A 14,422-nucleotide genomic window follows, 5' to 3' on the forward strand; every position below is an offset into this window, starting at 1 on the left:
CTGGCACGATGGGTGCTGTGAGTTTTTTCCTGGTTTTCCTCGCCGTTGTGCTGATCGGTGCCACCATTTGGGCCGGCGCCGGCGGTTCCCGCAGCATCCTGAGCGGCGTCCGCCGCAACCTGGGCCGGGGCGCCAAGTCCGCCGCCGCCCCTGCGGACTACGACCCTCCGGGCGGAGTGCTGCTGTACGCCGGGTTCGGCCAGCCCCCGGCCAACCTGCCGCCGGTGCTGCTGCCTGCGGATGCGGAGCCGGCCGACGTCGATCACGTCCGGTTCTCCCTGGGCCTCCGGGGCTACCGGATGGACCAGGTGGACCAGGTCCTTGACGAACTGCGCGACCAGCTCGCTGCCAAGGAAACCGAACTGGCGGAGCTCCGAACCCGGCTGCTCGACGCCGAACGGGCGGCTCCGCCGGAGGCCGGCGCTTGAGCACTGAAACGGGTGACAAGACGGGCCCGACGGCGTCCATCACCGCCCTTGGCGCCCGCGCCACGGGTGCCATCCGGGGTTGGCCGTGGTGGCTGCAGGTAGTTGCCCTTTATGTCGCGGCCCGCTTGGTCAGCGCCTGCATCTTTATCGCGGCCGCCCGGCACCAGGGGCCCAATCCCTGGTTTCCCCCCGCGCCGGACTACTGGAATTTCATCAACATCTGGGATGCGCGGTGGTACAGCCGCGTCATCACAGACGGATACCCCTCAACGCTGCCTACGGACGCCGCAGGCAACGTGCAGGAAAATGAATGGGCTTTCTACCCGCTCTTCCCTGCGCTGGGCCGGGCGCTGGCAGGCTTGACCGGAGCCAGCCCGGCCGCGGCCCTGACAGTGGTGGCCATGCTGTCCGGCCTGGGCGCCGCCCTTGCCGTCTACTGCCTGTTCAGGCACAAGGCATCCCACGGTACTGCACTGTGGGGAACAGCGTTCTTCGCAACCTTTCCCGTCTCGGCAATCCTCCAGGTTCCCTATGCGGAACCCCTCACGATCTTCCTTCTGGCCACCACGCTGTTGCTGGTGGTTCGACGGCATTATCTGTGGGCCATGCCGGCAGTGGTGCTCCTGTGCCTTTCCCGCCCGGTGGGTGTTCCGTTTGCGGCCATGCTGGGACTTCTCCTGATCGCCAGGGTAGTGGAACGGTTCCGCACTGGGCAGCCTGGATCCCATAGTGTGCGCGAGTTGGTGTCCCTTGCCGGCCTCACAGCCCTGTGCGGCGCCGCTGCACTCTTCTGGCCGGCAGCGGCCTGGGCTGCCACCGGCGACATCGCCGCCTATACCAAGACCGAAACGGTATGGCGCGGCCACGACCTGGTGCCTTTCAAACCGTGGTTTGATACCGGCGTGGACCTTTTCGGCCCTGTCCTGGGGATACTGGCGCCGTTCGTCTTCGCGGGACTTTTTGCGCTCCTGCTCTTCGCGAGGCCGGTGGTGCGGCTTGGCGCAGAGCTTCGCCTGTGGTGCGCGTGCTACATGGGGTACCTCCTGCTGTTCCTGCATCCGCAGACCAGCACCTTCCGCATGTTGCTTCCGCTGTTTCCGCTGGCACTGGGGGCCGCGCTGTTATCGCGATCGAAGGCCTACCGCGGCACCGTCCTGGCCATGTTTGTCCTGCTCCAGATCGTGTGGATCGTCTGGCTGTGGGCGTGGGCTCAGCTTCCGGGAGGCGGCGATTATCCGCCGTGATGCTGCGCGGCACCGCGCCGGCGGATCAGGGAATCCGACGCGGCCGTAAATGTCCATCGATTAGCTACGTGCGAGTAATTACAGGATAATAGGGAGTAAGCAGGGACAACAGGATTCAGAATGTTCAGCAATGGCGGCATCAGTACGGGCCGTCATAGCGGCTTGGTTTGATCATGCGGACACAGCCCGCCCGGGCTGCTATGTCCTGGGACTAAATGGAGGGGAAATTCCTCATGGCGGCTATGAAACCACGCACGGGCGACGGCCCGATGGAAGTCACCAAGGAAGGCCGCAGCCTGATCATGCGCGTACCGCTCGAAGGCGGCGGACGGCTTGTGGTGGAACTTAACGCTGCGGAGGCAGCAAATCTTAAGGAATGCCTGGTGGGCGCTACCGAATAATTTCGGAACCGGGGAATCCCGTAGGGCTAGGGTCCGCAGCTACAGACTGCGGGCCCTGTTCTATTTCTTCACCGCTACCAGCAGGCCGTCGCCAGTGGGCAGCATCGCGGAGGCGAGCCGGTCGTCGTCGCGGATTGACTTGCCCACCTGGCGCAAAACCACGGTATTAGTATCGCGCGCGGCAGGGTTGGCCACGCGGTCCTTGTCCAGGGCGTCGTTGATGATCAGCAGTCCGCCAGCCTTGAGGAGCCGGACGGCCTGCTCCACGTAGCCGGGCAGGCCGGGCTTGTCGGCGTCGATGAACACCAGGTCATAGGCGGTATCGGTCAGGCGTGGCAGGACATCGCCCGCCCGACCGGAGATGGTCCGGGTGCGGTTCGCGGGGCTGCCGGCTTCCGAAAACGCCTCGCGGGCAGCCTTCAGGTGTTCCACGTCGACGTCGATGGTGGTGAGCACGGCCTGCGGACCGAGGCCGCGCAGGATGCAGACACCCGAGACGCCCGCCCCCGTTCCGATTTCTACGGCGGTCTGGGCCTTGGACCCTGCAGCCAACACCGTCAGGACCGCGCCTACACCCGTCCCGATGGGGGTCACACCCAACTCGAAGGAGCGTTCCCTGGCACGCACCATGACCTCGTCCTCGGCGGGCAGATCTTCAGCATAGGACCAGCTCGTGGACTTGTCGGCGCTCATGGGGATTCGCTTTCTGGGCGGCAGGGGATTGTCTAGTACAGCCTACTGTGTCCGATGGTGTCCGCCGCGGAAGGAATCCGTTGCGCCGTCGGCTGAAGGGCGGCGCCGATCAGGAAATTCCCAGCCAAATTTGAAATGATAGAGATCCGCTCATCCGCGAGGTGGTCGGCGCCGAACCAGAGATGTCAACAGTATCCGGGCGATAGCAATCCACGATGGGAGTGGACGATGTCAGCATCAGATGTGACACCTGTCCCTGCAATAGAGCTTTCGGCTGCCGCATGGGTCCGGCCCACCTGGGAAGAAGTGGTGGCCAACCACTCCGCCAAGGTGTACCGGCTCGCGTACCGCCTGACCGGAAACAAGTTCGACGCCGAGGACCTCACCCAGGAAGTGTTCGTGCGCGTCTTCCGTTCCCTGGAAAACTTCAAGCCGGGAACCCTCGATGGCTGGCTGCACCGGATCACCACTAACCTGTTCCTGGATCAGGCACGCCGGAAGAGCCGGATCCGCTTCGACGCGCTGGGCGAAGACGCGGAGTCGCGGATTCCCGGGCGCGAGCCCGGTCCGGAGCAGAGCTTCGAGCTGAACAATCTTGATCTCGATGTTCAGGCCGCACTGGAGGAACTGCCGCCGGACTTCCGCGCCGCCGTCGTTCTGTGCGATCTGGAAGGCCTCTCCTACGATGAGGTGGCCGCCGCGCTGGGAGTAAAACTTGGGACAGTGCGTTCGCGGATCCACCGTGGCCGGACCATGCTGCGCGAGAAGCTGGCGCACCGTGATCCCCGCCCGCTGCAGGGCCGGAAGCCAAAGCTGTCGCTGCCGCGCATCGCCAGCATCCTCTGATCGGCACCATGACGCTCCAGAATCCCTTCGGCCGCCGGCATCACCGCGGCGCCGAACACTTACAGGTTTGTGCCGAGTGCGCGGCGGCCGTAAAACGCGAACGCCAATACATAGAGCGGCTCCGCGGAGCCGCCGTGCCGCCGGCAAGCGACGATCTGACGGCCCGCCTGCTGTCCAGGACCCAGTTCCTGGCAGCTACGCCGGAGCCGGTACCGAGCCAGCACCCCGCCGTGCGGGCACTTGTACTCACGGCCGGCGGCACGGCTGCTGCAGCCGGAATTCTTGCCGTCAGTGCCTTCGCGCTGGCCGGGGACACCCTTCCCGTGGCAGGCACGGCCATGAACGGGAGCCTCGTGCGGCACGCCGCCCAACTGCCTGCGGACGGTGGGGCGCTCACCGCTCCTCAGCTGTCCGCGCTGCGTACGGAGGGGTGGTTGTGCCCCGGGTTCGAGTCCCTGGGCTTTCAGATCCGGAGCGCCACTGCCGTGACACTTAACGGCACGCCGGCTGTGGAGCTGCACCTCTCCGACGGGCAGCACTACGCAACGGTAGTGGAACAGCATCCGGCCGGGGCGTCGGCAGGCGACGGGAAACTGGTGGTCGGCAGCCTCGCTCCCTGGACGGCCACGTATACAACGGTCGCAGGCACGTTTTCCGTGGAGTCCGACCTCCCCGCTGACCAGGCTGACGACACTGTCCCGGTCCTCCGGCAGCTCAGTTCCGTTGCCGCGGAAGGTATCGATGCAGGCACCGGCACGGCGTCGGGCGCCGACCCGGCAACGGCCGGTGACGAGTCGCCGGCAGCCCGGCTGGAGCGTGGAATCCGCAAAATCGGGGAGATGCTGGCGGGGTGATGATGGCAGGTTCTCAGCCCGGCGGCCACGAATCGTCAGAGCGGCTTCGGAGAGGGTAATCTTCCTAAAGTGTTTGGAATCAACGGCCCCGAGTTCTTCCTGCTGCTGATCATCGGCATTCTGGTGATTGGTCCCCAAAGGCTGCCCGAATACACCCAGAAACTGGCGAACCTGGTCAAGGAAGTCCGGCGCATGGCCTCCGGTGCGCGCGAGCAGATCAAGGAAGAAGTTGGCATCGACATCGAGGATGTCGACTGGAAGAAGTACGATCCCCGGCAGTACGATCCGCGCCGCATCATCAAGGAAGCCCTCCTGGATGATGACACCAAGCCTGTCAGTCCAGGCGCGCCCGCCGCTGTGGCTGCCGTCTCCGGCGCCGCAGTCGCTGCGGCCGGCAGTGCGCCGGGAGTACCGGCGCGGCCCGAACGCGTGGTGCAGACCCTGCCGCCAGGCACTGCCGCTCCATTCGACTCCGAGGCCACTTAGCCCTTCCCTTGAACTGTTGCCTCAGCGCGGCTGCAGGCCCAGCTTCAGCCCGGCCAGGCCGCGCGGTTTGGCAGCAAGTTTGCCGGCAATCCTGTTCAGGGCCATGGCCGCCGGAGTCTCCGGCCGGCTCAGCACAATGGGCGCACCGGAGTCGCCGCCCTCGCGCAACAGGATGTCCAGCGGGATCTGCCCCAGCAGCGGAACATCGGCGCCCACCGTCGCAGTGAGCCTTTCGGCGAGGATCGCCCCGCCCCCGCTTCCGAACAGTTCCATCCGCTCGCCGTCGGGCATTTCCAGGTAGGACATGTTCTCGATGACGCCGGCCACGGACTGGCCCGTTTGGGTGGCGATGGCGCCCGCGCGCTCGGCGACGTCGGCCGCCGCGGCCTGGGGGGTGGTGACCACCAGGATCTCGGCCTTGGGCAGCAGCTGGGCCACGGAAATCGCGATGTCGCCAGTGCCCGGCGGCAGATCGAGGAACAGGGCGTCAAGGTCACCGAAGTAGACGTCGGTCAGGAACTGCTCCAGGGCGCGGTGGAGCATCGGGCCGCGCCAGGCAACAGGCTGGTTGCCGGTGACGAACATGCCGATGGAGATCACCTTGACGCCGTACGCCACCGGCGGCAGGATCATGTCGTCCACCCGGGTGGGCGCCTGCGTGATGCCCATCATGGCCGGAACTGAGAAACCATAGACGTCGGCGTCCACGATGCCCACGCGGAGCCCCTGGGCGGCGAGGGCGCAGGCCAGGTTGACCGTGAGCGAGGACTTGCCCACGCCGCCCTTGCCGCTGGCAACAGCGAAGACCTTGGTCAGCGACCCGGGCTCGTTGAACGGAATGCCGCGCTGGTTCCCGGCCCCGCGCAGCTGCTCCTTCAAGGCGTCCCGCTGGGCCTGGTTCATGACCTTCAGTTCAACTTCGACGGCGGTCACGCCGGGAACGGCGGAGAGCGCCCGTTCGGAGTCGGCCGTGATGGTGCCCCGCAGGGGACAACCCGCGATAGTGAGCAGGACTGCCAGCCTGACCGTTCCATCGCTGGAGATGTCCACTGAATCCACCATGCCCAGTTCCGTAATGGGACGGCGGAGCTCAGGATCTATGACAGTGGCCAGCGCAGCGTGGACTGCCTGCTCCAGGGTGGTGCTCATTCGGGCAGGGCTCAGCTTTCGGGGGTAGGGGTGTGCTTCGGGGCGGCGGTGCCTGGATCTGTGGCCCCGCCGTCTGTGGCCCCGCGGTCTGTGGCCCCGCCGGAGGCGGGGCCGGTGGCGGCGTGGCTTGGTTTGATCTTCGGCACCTGCTGCGTGCGGGGGCTCCGCTGCTTGTCGCGCTTCTCCTTCAATTTTTCCTTCACCTTGTCACGGGGCGACTCGTGGCTGCCGGATCCTGCGGGGTCATGGGTGCGCAATTCCTCCTGCGCTTCGAGCATGTCCTCCAGGAGCGATCGCAGTTCCGCCCGGACGTAGTCGCGCGTGGCCACTTCGCGCAGGGCGATGCGCAGCGAAGCCAACTCCCGGGTGAGGTATTCGGTGTCCGAAAGGTTGCGCTCTGCCCGCTGCCGGTCCTGCTGGAGTGACACGCGGTCGCGGTCGTCCTGCCGGTTCTGGGCAAGCAGCAACAGCGGGGCGGCGTAGGAAGCCTGCAGCGAGAGCATGAGAGTCAGCAGGGTGTACCCGAGCAAACGGGAGTCGAACTGCCACGCCTCCGGTGCCCACGTGTTCCAGACCAGCCAGACCACCACAAAGACTGTCATGTACACCAAGAACTGGGGCGTGCCCATAAACCGGGCGAAGCCTTCAGTTGCGTGGCCAAACGCATCGGGGTCGGGTGAGAATTTCGGCAGGATGCGCTGCCTGCCGCTCAAAGGCGTGTCCAGGCCCCCTTTGGCTGGTACTTTGGCGGAGCCGCGCTGGTTGGGATTCTTGGGGGCGCCGGTATCAGCCAATGCGGCCTCCGAGTTTTCTTATCGGGGCTTCGCCATCATAGGCGCGCCAGTCATCCGGCAACATATGATCCAGAACGTCATCAACAGTCACCGCCCCCACGAGCCGGCCGTCATCATTGACCACGGGAAGAGAGTTCAGGTTGTAGGTTGCCAGTGTCCTGGCAACTTCACTGATGTGGGCCTGGTCGGACAGCGGCTCAAGGTTTTTGTCCACCAGGTTGCCAAGCGGCTCAAACGGCGGGAACCGCAGGAGCTGCTGGATGTGCACCACACCCAGGAATCGTCCGGTGGGCGTCTCCAGCGGGGGCCTGGCAATGAAGATCGATGAGGCAAGGGCGGGGGACAGCTCCTCGCGCCGGACGTGGGCCAGGGCCTCGGCGACTGTCGCCTCAGGGGGAAGGATGACCGGAACCGGCGTCATGAGGCCACCGGCGGTGTCTTCGTCGTATTCGAGGAGCCGCCGGACGTCCTCCGCGCCCTCAGGTTCCATCAGCTGCAGCAGCTGCTCCGCCTGGGCGGAGGGCAGCTCGCCGAGGAGGTCCGCGGCGTCGTCAGGATCCATCTCTTCCAGGACGTCAGCTGCACGCTGGAGATCGAGGGCGGAAAGGATTTCCACCTGGTCATCCTCCGGGAGCTCCTGCAGGACGTCGGCGAGCCGTTCGTCCTGGAGTTCGCTGGCCACCTCGAAGCGCCGCTTGTCGCTCATCTCCTGCAGTGCGTCGGCAAAGTCTGCAGGTTTGAGGTCCTCGTGGTTGGCCACGAACTGGGTGGCCGCCTGCGGTTCTGTGCGGGCACCCTGCAGGGCGTCGGCCCAGTCGATGATCATGGTCTCGTTGCGCCGCAGCCGGCTAAGGGGGGAAAGTGAGTGGCCCCGGCGGACGAAAAGTTTGCTGACGAACCAGTCGCGGGAGCGGTGCTGGTCCATGGCGATGTCCTCGATGGTGGCGTCGCCGCTGCCGTCCCGCAGGGTGACCCGGCGGTCGAACATTTCCGCGACCACCAGGGTCTCGGCACCGCGCTGTTCGAAGCGGCGGAGGTTCACCAGCCCGGTGCAGATAATCTGCGTCTGGTCGATCGAGGTAATGCGGGTCATCGGCACAAAGACGCGCTTCTTGCCGGGAACTTCGACGACGATGCCCACCACGTGCGGGGCGCCCCGGCTGCCGCGGGAGAGCACCACAACATCGCGCAACCGCCCCAGGCGATCGCCCAAGGGGTCGAAGACATCAAGACCCAGGAGGCGGGCCACGAAGACGCGCGAAAGATTTGTGCTCACGTCTACAGGCTACCGAGTCTGCTCTCTTTTAGCTGAATTTCAGGCGGCACACATGCTGATGGGCAAGAATGGGTGTATGTCAAACATTTTTGGTGCTCCCAAGGCCGGCGGCCCTAACGGGCCGGACGACGCCCGCATGGTCCCGGTCGGTGACACCGTCGGGTCGTACACCTCCTACTTGGATGCCCAGAAGGCGGTGGACTACCTTGCCGACCAGCAGTTCCCGGTCCAGATGGTTTCCATCGTGGGCAACGAACTCAAGATGGTGGAGCGGGTAACCGGCCGCCTCAGCTATCCGCGCGTGGCGCTCTCGGGCGCGCTGAGCGGTATGTGGTTCGGCTTGTTTGTCGGCGTGATGCTGTCCTTCTTTGCACCCTCGCCCGGCTACTTCTCCATCCTGGCGTCGGTGCTGATGGGTGCTGCCTTCTTTATGCTGTTCGGCATCGTCACGTATGCCATGCAGCGCGGGAAGCGGGACTTCACCTCCACCAGCCAGGTCGTGGCCACCAACTACGACGTCGTGGTGTCCGTGGAAGCCGCCCATGAGGCCCGCCGGCTGCTCCAGCAGCTGCCCATGACCCGCTCGGACGCGGCCGCCGCTCCCTACGGCGCGCAGGGGTATCAGGGCCAGCAGTACGGCCAGCACCAGCAGCACGGCCAGCCGGGTCAGGCGCAGCAGCCGGGTCAGGCACCCGCCCGGCCCGCGGGCTGGAACGACCCCTATGGCCAGCAGGGCGCCGGTGCTTCGGCTCCCGGCACCCAGGGTCAGGCCGCCGGCCACGCCGCAGAATCAGGGCAGGGCATGCAGCCTGAGGGTGCACCGGAGCCCGCCAAGGCGCCCGTCGCAGCGGTCCGCTACCCCGATCTCCCGGACGGCCGGCCCCAGTATGGGGTCCGCGTCAGCGATCAGCCAGCTGCAGGCCCGGGGCAGCCTGCTTCAGGCGAACCCCGGGCTCGGAACGAGTCCTCCAGCGACTCCGGCGAACCAACACCGTAGGCCGGGGCGTCCGGACGCGGGCATCACCGACGGGGTGAGCCCACCAGTCTGTGCGGCCTAGGCGCTCACACAAAAGAACTCCGTCCGAACCCGGCGATCGCCGGTCCGGACGGAGTTCTTTTTGCCTGCTGTGCGTGCCTGCCGGCTATTTGACGCCGCCGGCCGTCAGCCCTCCGACGAGGTACTTCTGGAACATGAAGTAGAGCACCACCACAGGTACGGCACAGACCAGGGACGCTGCCATCATCTGCGAGTACACGGGGATCGCGCCGCCTTCAACGGCGGAGGCAAACACCTGCAGCGCCACTGCGGCGGTATGGGTGTCCGGCCGGGTGAAGACCGACGCAAACAGCACGTCATTCCAGCCCAGCAGGAAGGCGAAGATGGCGGAGACTATGATTCCGGGCCAGCTGAGCGGAATGATGATCCTGAACAGGATGCCGAGGTTGGAGGCACCATCGATGCGTGCCGCTTCCTCCAGCTCCCGCGGCAGGCCCCGAAGGTATGTGACCATCACCCAGGTCGAGAACGGGAGGGCGAAGGTCAGGTAGGCGATGAACAGGCCCCAAAGGGTTCCAATGACGGTCACCCCCAGGTAGGTTCCCGCAGAGGAGAACAGCACGAACACAGGGAGGAGCATAAGGGTTCCGGGGATGGACTGGAGGCCGAGCAGTCCGCGGAGCACCGTCAACCGGCCCCGGAATTCGAACCGGACCAGCACGTAGGCGGTACCGATAGCCATCAAAGCCGAGACCACTGCCGTGGCACCGGAAACGATCAGGCTGTTTCCGATGGCTTTGGCCAGGCCAACCGAATCCCAGATCTTGCTGTAGCTGTCCAGGGAGAAGCTGCTCGGCCAAAACTCGCCGCTGGCCACGCCCACGTCCGTGTTCAGGGAGGCCAGGAAGATGTACAGGATGGGGGTCAGGACCAGGGCACAGAGTAGCACCGTGACCACGATCAGCAGCGGACGGGGCATCAGGCGGGTGACTTCCAGGGCGGCATCACGCCGAATGGGCTGCTTGGCCTGCTTTTCGATCGGGTTTGCTGCGTCGATGCTCATTTCTTTCCTCCGTCGTGAACGTCAAGCTTGACCGCGCGCAGGTAGATAAACAGCGGAATGGCGATCAGGATGAGCGACACCACCGCCATGGCCGCGCTGAGGCCGAACCTGAAGCTCTGGAAGCTGGTGACGTAAACCAGGATCGGGAGCACGTTCACATCGGACGGGGCGGGCGCGCCGAACAGGACATATGGCAACGTGAAGTTGTTGATGTGGTTCAACGTGGCCAGCAGGAACGCGAGCGAGACCGGACCCTTCAGGTACGGGAAGATCACGTAGCGCAGCTTGTTCCACCACAGTGCGCCGTCCAGGGCAGAGGCTTCATGGACCTCGTGGTCCACGGCCTGCAAACCGGACAAGGCAAGCAGGTAGATGAACGGCCAGGCCGCCCAGATCTCCACCCACACCAGGGTCCAGTAGGCGTTGGGGCCGTTGAGCCAGAGCCCGCCGTCCATGCCCATGTTGGTCAGGGTGACATTCACAATGCCGTCCGGCTGCAGCATGGTCCGCCAGACGCTGGCCACCACAAAGGAAGGCAGGACGTACGGGATCAGGAAAATCGAACGTACCAGCGCACGGCCGCGGTAGGCGTTCTGGGTGACGACGGCGGCAGCCACGCCCAGCGGGATGGTCACCAGGGTGGAGATCACCGCGAAGGACACGGACAGCCAGATCGAGCGAAGCAGGTCACTGCTGGTCGCCGCTTCGATGTAGTTCTGGATGCCGATGAATTCGGCACTGACCCACCGGCGCAGGCTGTACTGGTCCAGATCGATCACGGACATCCAGATGCCCATGGCCAACGGGATGAGGATGACGATCGTCATCAGGAACCCGCCGGGAATCAGCAGCCACAGCGGCCGGTTCTTTTCGCTCAGCCCCTTCCGGCGCGTAACGCTGGGCGTGGGGCCGCCGGGTCCGGCGGCCGCCCCGGCCGCCGGACTGCTGTCCGACGGCCGGGGCTCGGTAACGCTGCTAGCCATTGTCTGCAACCTTCCGCAGTTGTTCGGCCGGTCTTACTTCTTTGCCCGGTCCAAGGCCGTCTGCGACTTGGCCTGCTCGTCCTTCAGCCGCTGGGTGAGGTTGGCATCGCTGACTGAGCCTGCCGAAAGGTCCGGAATCGACTGGACCACCACGTTGGTGAGGGAGAGCTGGACATCACCCCAGGCACCGCTGAACGGGGTGGCCACAGACTTCGCACCGGAATCAAGCGCCGGCGCAATGATCTCATTGCTGGCAAGCTCCTTGGCCGCTGCCTGGTTCGCGGGAAGCTGGCCAAACACCTTGAAGTAGTTGAGCTGAACGTCCTTCTCGGTGATCATCTTGATGAACGCGAAGGCAAGGTCTTTCTGCTTCGAGTAGTCGGCCACCACGAGGTTGTCGCCGGACAGGATGCTGGCGGCGGGCTTGCCACCGGAAGGGTTGGAGGACTCGCCCGGCGGGACGGTGGGCATCAGGGCGTACTTGTACTTGCCTTTGACGGCCGAGGCATCCAGCGCGGGAATGGACAGCGGAGACGTCATCGGGAAGTAGGCGGCCTTTCCGGCTGCGAAGGCCGCCAGTGCCTGCGGGTTGGCCCAGCCCACCGATGAGGGGTCCACTACTTTGTCCTTGGTCACCCAGCCGAAGTAGGTGTCGTAGGCCTTCTTGGTGATGGGGTCATCGAGGCGGACCTTGCTGCCGTCAATGATGGGGTTGCCGGCCTGGATGGACATTCCCCAGATGTACTTCCAGGGGTCGAAGTTGTCCTTGTAGGCCACCGCAACACCGTACTGGTCGCCCTTGGTGAGCTTCTTGGCCTGTTCGGTGAATTCGTCCCAGGTGGTTGCCGGCTTTTCAATGCCGGCGGCAGCCAGCAGTTCGGTGTTGTAGGCCATGACGAACGGGCGGCTGACGAAGGGGATGCCGATCTGGTTTCCTTCGTCCGGGCCGGAAATGCCCAGCGCGGCGGGAACGAACTTGTCCTTGCCGCCGAGCTGGTTCCATTCGTTGTCGCCCAGCTTCACGAACGCGCCGGTGGAGTAGGCCGTAGGGGTGAAGGTGGTGCCCAAACCGTACACGTCGGGGCCCTGGCCGGACACCACGGAGGTCTGGATCCGGGTCATCTCGTCATTGGCGGTGGCGAACGTCTCCCATTGGATGTCGGCCCCGGTTTCCGCCTTGAACTTGGTGCTCATTTCCTTGAACCAGGCCTGCTGCTCCTGGGGATACTGCGCTGTCACGTTCATCAGGACGTTGAGCGTTTTCCCGGCGCCATCCACCTTGCCGCCCGTGGCACCGGAGCCGGCGCCGCCTGACCCGCCTGAGCCGCCGCAAGCGGCAAGCATCAGGACGGAAATTGTCGCGGCGGCAACAGCACCCAGGCGACGTGGTTTGGACATACCCATGAGACTTCTCCTTTGAAGACATTCGTTGCGGCAGAGACCCGAGACTTAGATCACAGTCTAGGGTTTCTTTCTCCGCGGCTAGCGTATTCATCGGAGTCAAAGCTTGGCAAGCGATTGCCAAAAACTGTTACCAGAGCTTCACCACGGATAGGACCCCCTTACCCGGTCGGAAGCAGGACTGCCGCACGCCTCAGACGGTGCCCCCGTGTGCGACGGCGTGGTCCACGTCGGCGTAGATGCCTGCCATCCAGGATTCGACGTCGGCAGCCTTCCGGGGAAGCTCGGCGCTGAGGTTGACCGGCCCGTCGGCCGTCATCAGGATGTCGTCCTCGATCCGCACGCCGATACCGCGGTACTCGGCAGGGATGGCCAGGTCTTCGTTCTTGAAGTAGAGGCCGGGCTCGATGGTGAAGACCATGCCTGCCGTGAGGACGCCATCGAGGTAAAGCTCGCGCTTGGCCTGGGCGCAGTCATGGACGTCGAGGCCCAGGTGGTGGCTGGTGCCGTGCGGCATCCAGCGGCGGTGCTGCTGGCCTTCAGGGCTGATGGCTTCCTCAACACTGACAGGCAGGAGCCCCCACTCGGCGAGCCGCTCAGCCAGTACCGTGGTGGCGGCAGTGTGGATGTCGCGGAACCTGGTGCCTGGCTGGGCGGCGGCGAACCCGGCGTCGGCGGCATCGAGGACCGCCTCATAGACCTTGCGCTGCATGTCGCTGAACGTGCCATTGGCAGGCAGTGTCCGGGTGACATCGGCGGTGTACAGCGAGTCGGCTTCGACGCCGGCATCCAGCAGCAGCAGCTCGCCCGCGTTGATCCTGCCCGTGTTGCGGTTCCAGTGCAGCACAGTGGCGTTGTTCCCTGCGGCGGCGATGGTGTCGTACCCCAGTTCGTTGCCCACTTCGCGGGCCCGCGCAAAGAAGGCACCCTCCACAACGCGTTCGCCGCGGGCATGCGTCAGTGCCCGCGGAAGGGACTTGACCACTTCCACAAAGCCCTCCACGGTGGCTGCCACGGCCGTCTTCATCTGTTCGATTTCCCAGTCATCCTTGAGGAGCCGGAGTTCGGCCAGGGCTTCGGATAGTTTCTCATCCAAGGCATCCAGGACTGCGAGGTCCAGGTTGTCCGGATCCTTGGCGGTGTTGTAGCGGGCAGTATCCACGAGTGCGTCGATGTTCTCATCGACCTTGCGGACCAGCCGGATGGAGATGCCGCCGATCTCGGGAGCGCCCACATTCTTCGCGATTGCTGTCTCGAGTGCATCGATGTGGGCGGTGGGCAGGCCGAGACGGGCCTCGAACTCGGCGAGCGTGGGGCGGGTACCGATCCAGAATTCACCCGACCGTGAGTCGGCATAGAACTGTTCCGTGTCCCGTCCTGCGAGCGGGCGGAAGTACAGGGTGGCACGGTGGTGCCCGCCGTCGTCGCCCTTTCCTTCCCCTGCCGGCTCCAGGATGAGGACGGCGTCCGGCTCGTGGTCAAGGCCGAGGCCGGTGAGGTGGGCGAAGCCGGAGTGGGGGCGGAAGCGGTAATCGCAGTCGTTGGACCGGACTTTCAGGGGCCCGGCGGGGATGACCAGGCGTTCGCCTTTGAACTGGTCGGAAATGGCCCTGCGCCTGGCCGCGGTGTAGTCCGCTACGGCGTCGCGGGCCGGCAGCTGCTGGCCGGTGGGCGCCCAGTTGCTGGCCATAAAAGTCTTGAAGGCATCGGAACTGGGCCGCTGCGAGCGGTTGTTGACGCGCTCATCGAGGGGCTGGGAAGCAGAGGTCAGGGTATTTTCGGCATCGTTCACGGCACCATCGTCTCA

The 14,422-nt window shown here is 65.1% G+C and carries 15 protein-coding genes; 7 read left to right on the top strand and 8 right to left on the bottom strand.

Annotation, left to right across the window (positions count from 1 at the left end; translation table 11 throughout):
• Positions 1 to 8: 8 nt before the first annotated feature.
• The 3 genes from IAQ70_RS10760 (at position 9) to IAQ70_RS10770 (ending at position 2,073) form a co-directional block, all read left to right on the top strand.
• Positions 9 to 428, top strand: coding sequence for a DivIVA domain-containing protein (locus IAQ70_RS10760; RefSeq protein ID WP_190989319.1), 420 nt, complete (start codon positions 9 to 11; stop codon positions 426 to 428).
• Between the two features lie 38 nt (positions 429 to 466).
• Complete coding sequence (locus IAQ70_RS10765; protein WP_190989420.1) at positions 467 to 1,672, top strand: hypothetical protein; 1,206 nt, start codon at positions 467 to 469, stop codon at positions 1,670 to 1,672.
• 233 nt (positions 1,673 to 1,905) lie between these two features.
• Complete coding sequence (locus IAQ70_RS10770; protein WP_104062138.1) at positions 1,906 to 2,073, top strand: DUF3117 domain-containing protein; 168 nt, start codon at positions 1,906 to 1,908, stop codon at positions 2,071 to 2,073.
• A gap of 60 nt (positions 2,074 to 2,133) precedes the next feature.
• On the opposite strand, the gene IAQ70_RS10775 is transcribed toward IAQ70_RS10770, so the two are convergent.
• The gene (locus IAQ70_RS10775) at positions 2,134 to 2,766 is read right to left on the bottom strand and encodes an O-methyltransferase (RefSeq protein WP_190989320.1); all 633 of its coding nucleotides are present in this window, start codon (positions 2,764 to 2,766) and stop codon (positions 2,134 to 2,136) included.
• 228 nt (positions 2,767 to 2,994) lie between these two features.
• Here IAQ70_RS10775 and sigE point away from each other — a divergent pair, with 228 nt between their 5' ends.
• The 3 genes from sigE to IAQ70_RS10790 all read left to right on the top strand — a co-directional run bounded on the left by sigE (position 2,995) and on the right by IAQ70_RS10790 (position 4,952).
• Entirely contained in the window at positions 2,995 to 3,612 is a 618-nt protein-coding gene (gene sigE, locus IAQ70_RS10780) for an RNA polymerase sigma factor SigE (protein ID WP_190989321.1), read from the top strand.
• Between the two features lie 8 nt (positions 3,613 to 3,620).
• Positions 3,621 to 4,466 (top strand): anti-sigma factor, encoded by an 846-nt coding sequence (locus IAQ70_RS10785; RefSeq protein ID WP_223859862.1) that lies wholly within the window; start codon positions 3,621 to 3,623, stop codon positions 4,464 to 4,466.
• Positions 4,467 to 4,535: 69 nt separating this feature from the next.
• Entirely contained in the window at positions 4,536 to 4,952 is a 417-nt protein-coding gene (locus IAQ70_RS10790; protein WP_190989322.1) for a Sec-independent protein translocase family protein, read from the top strand.
• A 21-nt stretch (positions 4,953 to 4,973) separates the two neighbouring features.
• Here IAQ70_RS10790 and IAQ70_RS10795 read toward each other — a convergent pair whose 3' ends face one another.
• Genes IAQ70_RS10795 through IAQ70_RS10805 form a run of 3 tightly spaced genes read right to left on the bottom strand, consistent with a single transcriptional unit; the run spans position 4,974 to position 8,171 of the window.
• Complete coding sequence (locus tag IAQ70_RS10795; protein WP_190989323.1) at positions 4,974 to 6,101, bottom strand: Mrp/NBP35 family ATP-binding protein; 1,128 nt, start codon at positions 6,099 to 6,101, stop codon at positions 4,974 to 4,976.
• Between the two features lie 11 nt (positions 6,102 to 6,112).
• Positions 6,113 to 6,895, bottom strand: a complete 783-nt coding sequence (locus IAQ70_RS10800; protein WP_223859864.1) for a DUF1003 domain-containing protein — start codon at positions 6,893 to 6,895, stop codon at positions 6,113 to 6,115.
• Positions 6,888 to 8,171: a magnesium transporter MgtE N-terminal domain-containing protein gene (locus IAQ70_RS10805; protein ID WP_190989324.1), complete on the bottom strand. Its 1,284-nt coding sequence runs from the start codon at positions 8,169 to 8,171 to the stop codon at positions 6,888 to 6,890. Before IAQ70_RS10805 ends, IAQ70_RS10800 begins: the two co-directional genes overlap by 8 nt.
• A gap of 76 nt (positions 8,172 to 8,247) precedes the next feature.
• Between IAQ70_RS10805 and IAQ70_RS10810 the strand changes: the two genes are divergently transcribed.
• The gene (locus IAQ70_RS10810; protein WP_190989325.1) at positions 8,248 to 9,168 is read left to right on the top strand and encodes a general stress protein; all 921 of its coding nucleotides are present in this window, start codon (positions 8,248 to 8,250) and stop codon (positions 9,166 to 9,168) included.
• 145 nt (positions 9,169 to 9,313) lie between these two features.
• Here IAQ70_RS10810 and IAQ70_RS10815 read toward each other — a convergent pair whose 3' ends face one another.
• The 4 genes from IAQ70_RS10815 to IAQ70_RS10830 all read right to left on the bottom strand — a co-directional run bounded on the left by IAQ70_RS10815 (position 9,314) and on the right by IAQ70_RS10830 (position 14,407).
• Positions 9,314 to 10,147, bottom strand: a complete 834-nt coding sequence (locus IAQ70_RS10815; protein WP_223859912.1) for a carbohydrate ABC transporter permease — start codon at positions 10,145 to 10,147, stop codon at positions 9,314 to 9,316.
• Positions 10,148 to 10,227: 80 nt separating this feature from the next.
• Positions 10,228 to 11,214, bottom strand: coding sequence for a carbohydrate ABC transporter permease (locus IAQ70_RS10820; protein ID WP_190989327.1), 987 nt, complete (start codon positions 11,212 to 11,214; stop codon positions 10,228 to 10,230).
• 33 nt (positions 11,215 to 11,247) lie between these two features.
• The gene (locus tag IAQ70_RS10825; protein WP_223859866.1) at positions 11,248 to 12,618 is read right to left on the bottom strand and encodes an ABC transporter substrate-binding protein; all 1,371 of its coding nucleotides are present in this window, start codon (positions 12,616 to 12,618) and stop codon (positions 11,248 to 11,250) included.
• A gap of 190 nt (positions 12,619 to 12,808) precedes the next feature.
• The gene (locus IAQ70_RS10830) at positions 12,809 to 14,407 is read right to left on the bottom strand and encodes an aminopeptidase P family protein (protein ID WP_190989328.1); all 1,599 of its coding nucleotides are present in this window, start codon (positions 14,405 to 14,407) and stop codon (positions 12,809 to 12,811) included.
• Positions 14,408 to 14,422 lie beyond the last annotated feature (15 nt).

The organism is Pseudarthrobacter sulfonivorans (assembly GCF_014712225.1).
Lineage (GTDB): Bacteria > Actinomycetota > Actinomycetes > Actinomycetales > Micrococcaceae > Arthrobacter > Arthrobacter sulfonivorans.

Bases quoted from the DNA above. Each gene is read 5' to 3' on its own strand.
- IAQ70_RS10795 (WP_190989323.1), bottom strand. From the start codon at position 6,101: ATGAGCACCACCCTGGAGCAGGCAGTCCACGCTGCGCTGGCCACTGTC.
- IAQ70_RS10775 (WP_190989320.1), bottom strand. From the start codon at position 2,766: ATGAGCGCCGACAAGTCCACGAGCTGGTCCTATGCTGAAGATCTGCCC.
- IAQ70_RS10785 (WP_223859862.1), top strand. From the start codon at position 3,621: ATGACGCTCCAGAATCCCTTCGGCCGCCGGCATCACCGCGGCGCCGAA.
- IAQ70_RS10820 (WP_190989327.1), bottom strand. From the start codon at position 11,214: ATGGCTAGCAGCGTTACCGAGCCCCGGCCGTCGGACAGCAGTCCGGCG.
- IAQ70_RS10760 (WP_190989319.1), top strand. From the start codon at position 9: ATGGGTGCTGTGAGTTTTTTCCTGGTTTTCCTCGCCGTTGTGCTGATC.
- IAQ70_RS10770 (WP_104062138.1), top strand. From the start codon at position 1,906: ATGGCGGCTATGAAACCACGCACGGGCGACGGCCCGATGGAAGTCACC.
- sigE (WP_190989321.1), top strand. From the start codon at position 2,995: ATGTCAGCATCAGATGTGACACCTGTCCCTGCAATAGAGCTTTCGGCT.
- IAQ70_RS10825 (WP_223859866.1), bottom strand. From the start codon at position 12,618: ATGGGTATGTCCAAACCACGTCGCCTGGGTGCTGTTGCCGCCGCGACA.
- IAQ70_RS10810 (WP_190989325.1), top strand. From the start codon at position 8,248: ATGTCAAACATTTTTGGTGCTCCCAAGGCCGGCGGCCCTAACGGGCCG.
- IAQ70_RS10815 (WP_223859912.1), bottom strand. From the start codon at position 10,147: ATGCCCCGTCCGCTGCTGATCGTGGTCACGGTGCTACTCTGTGCCCTG.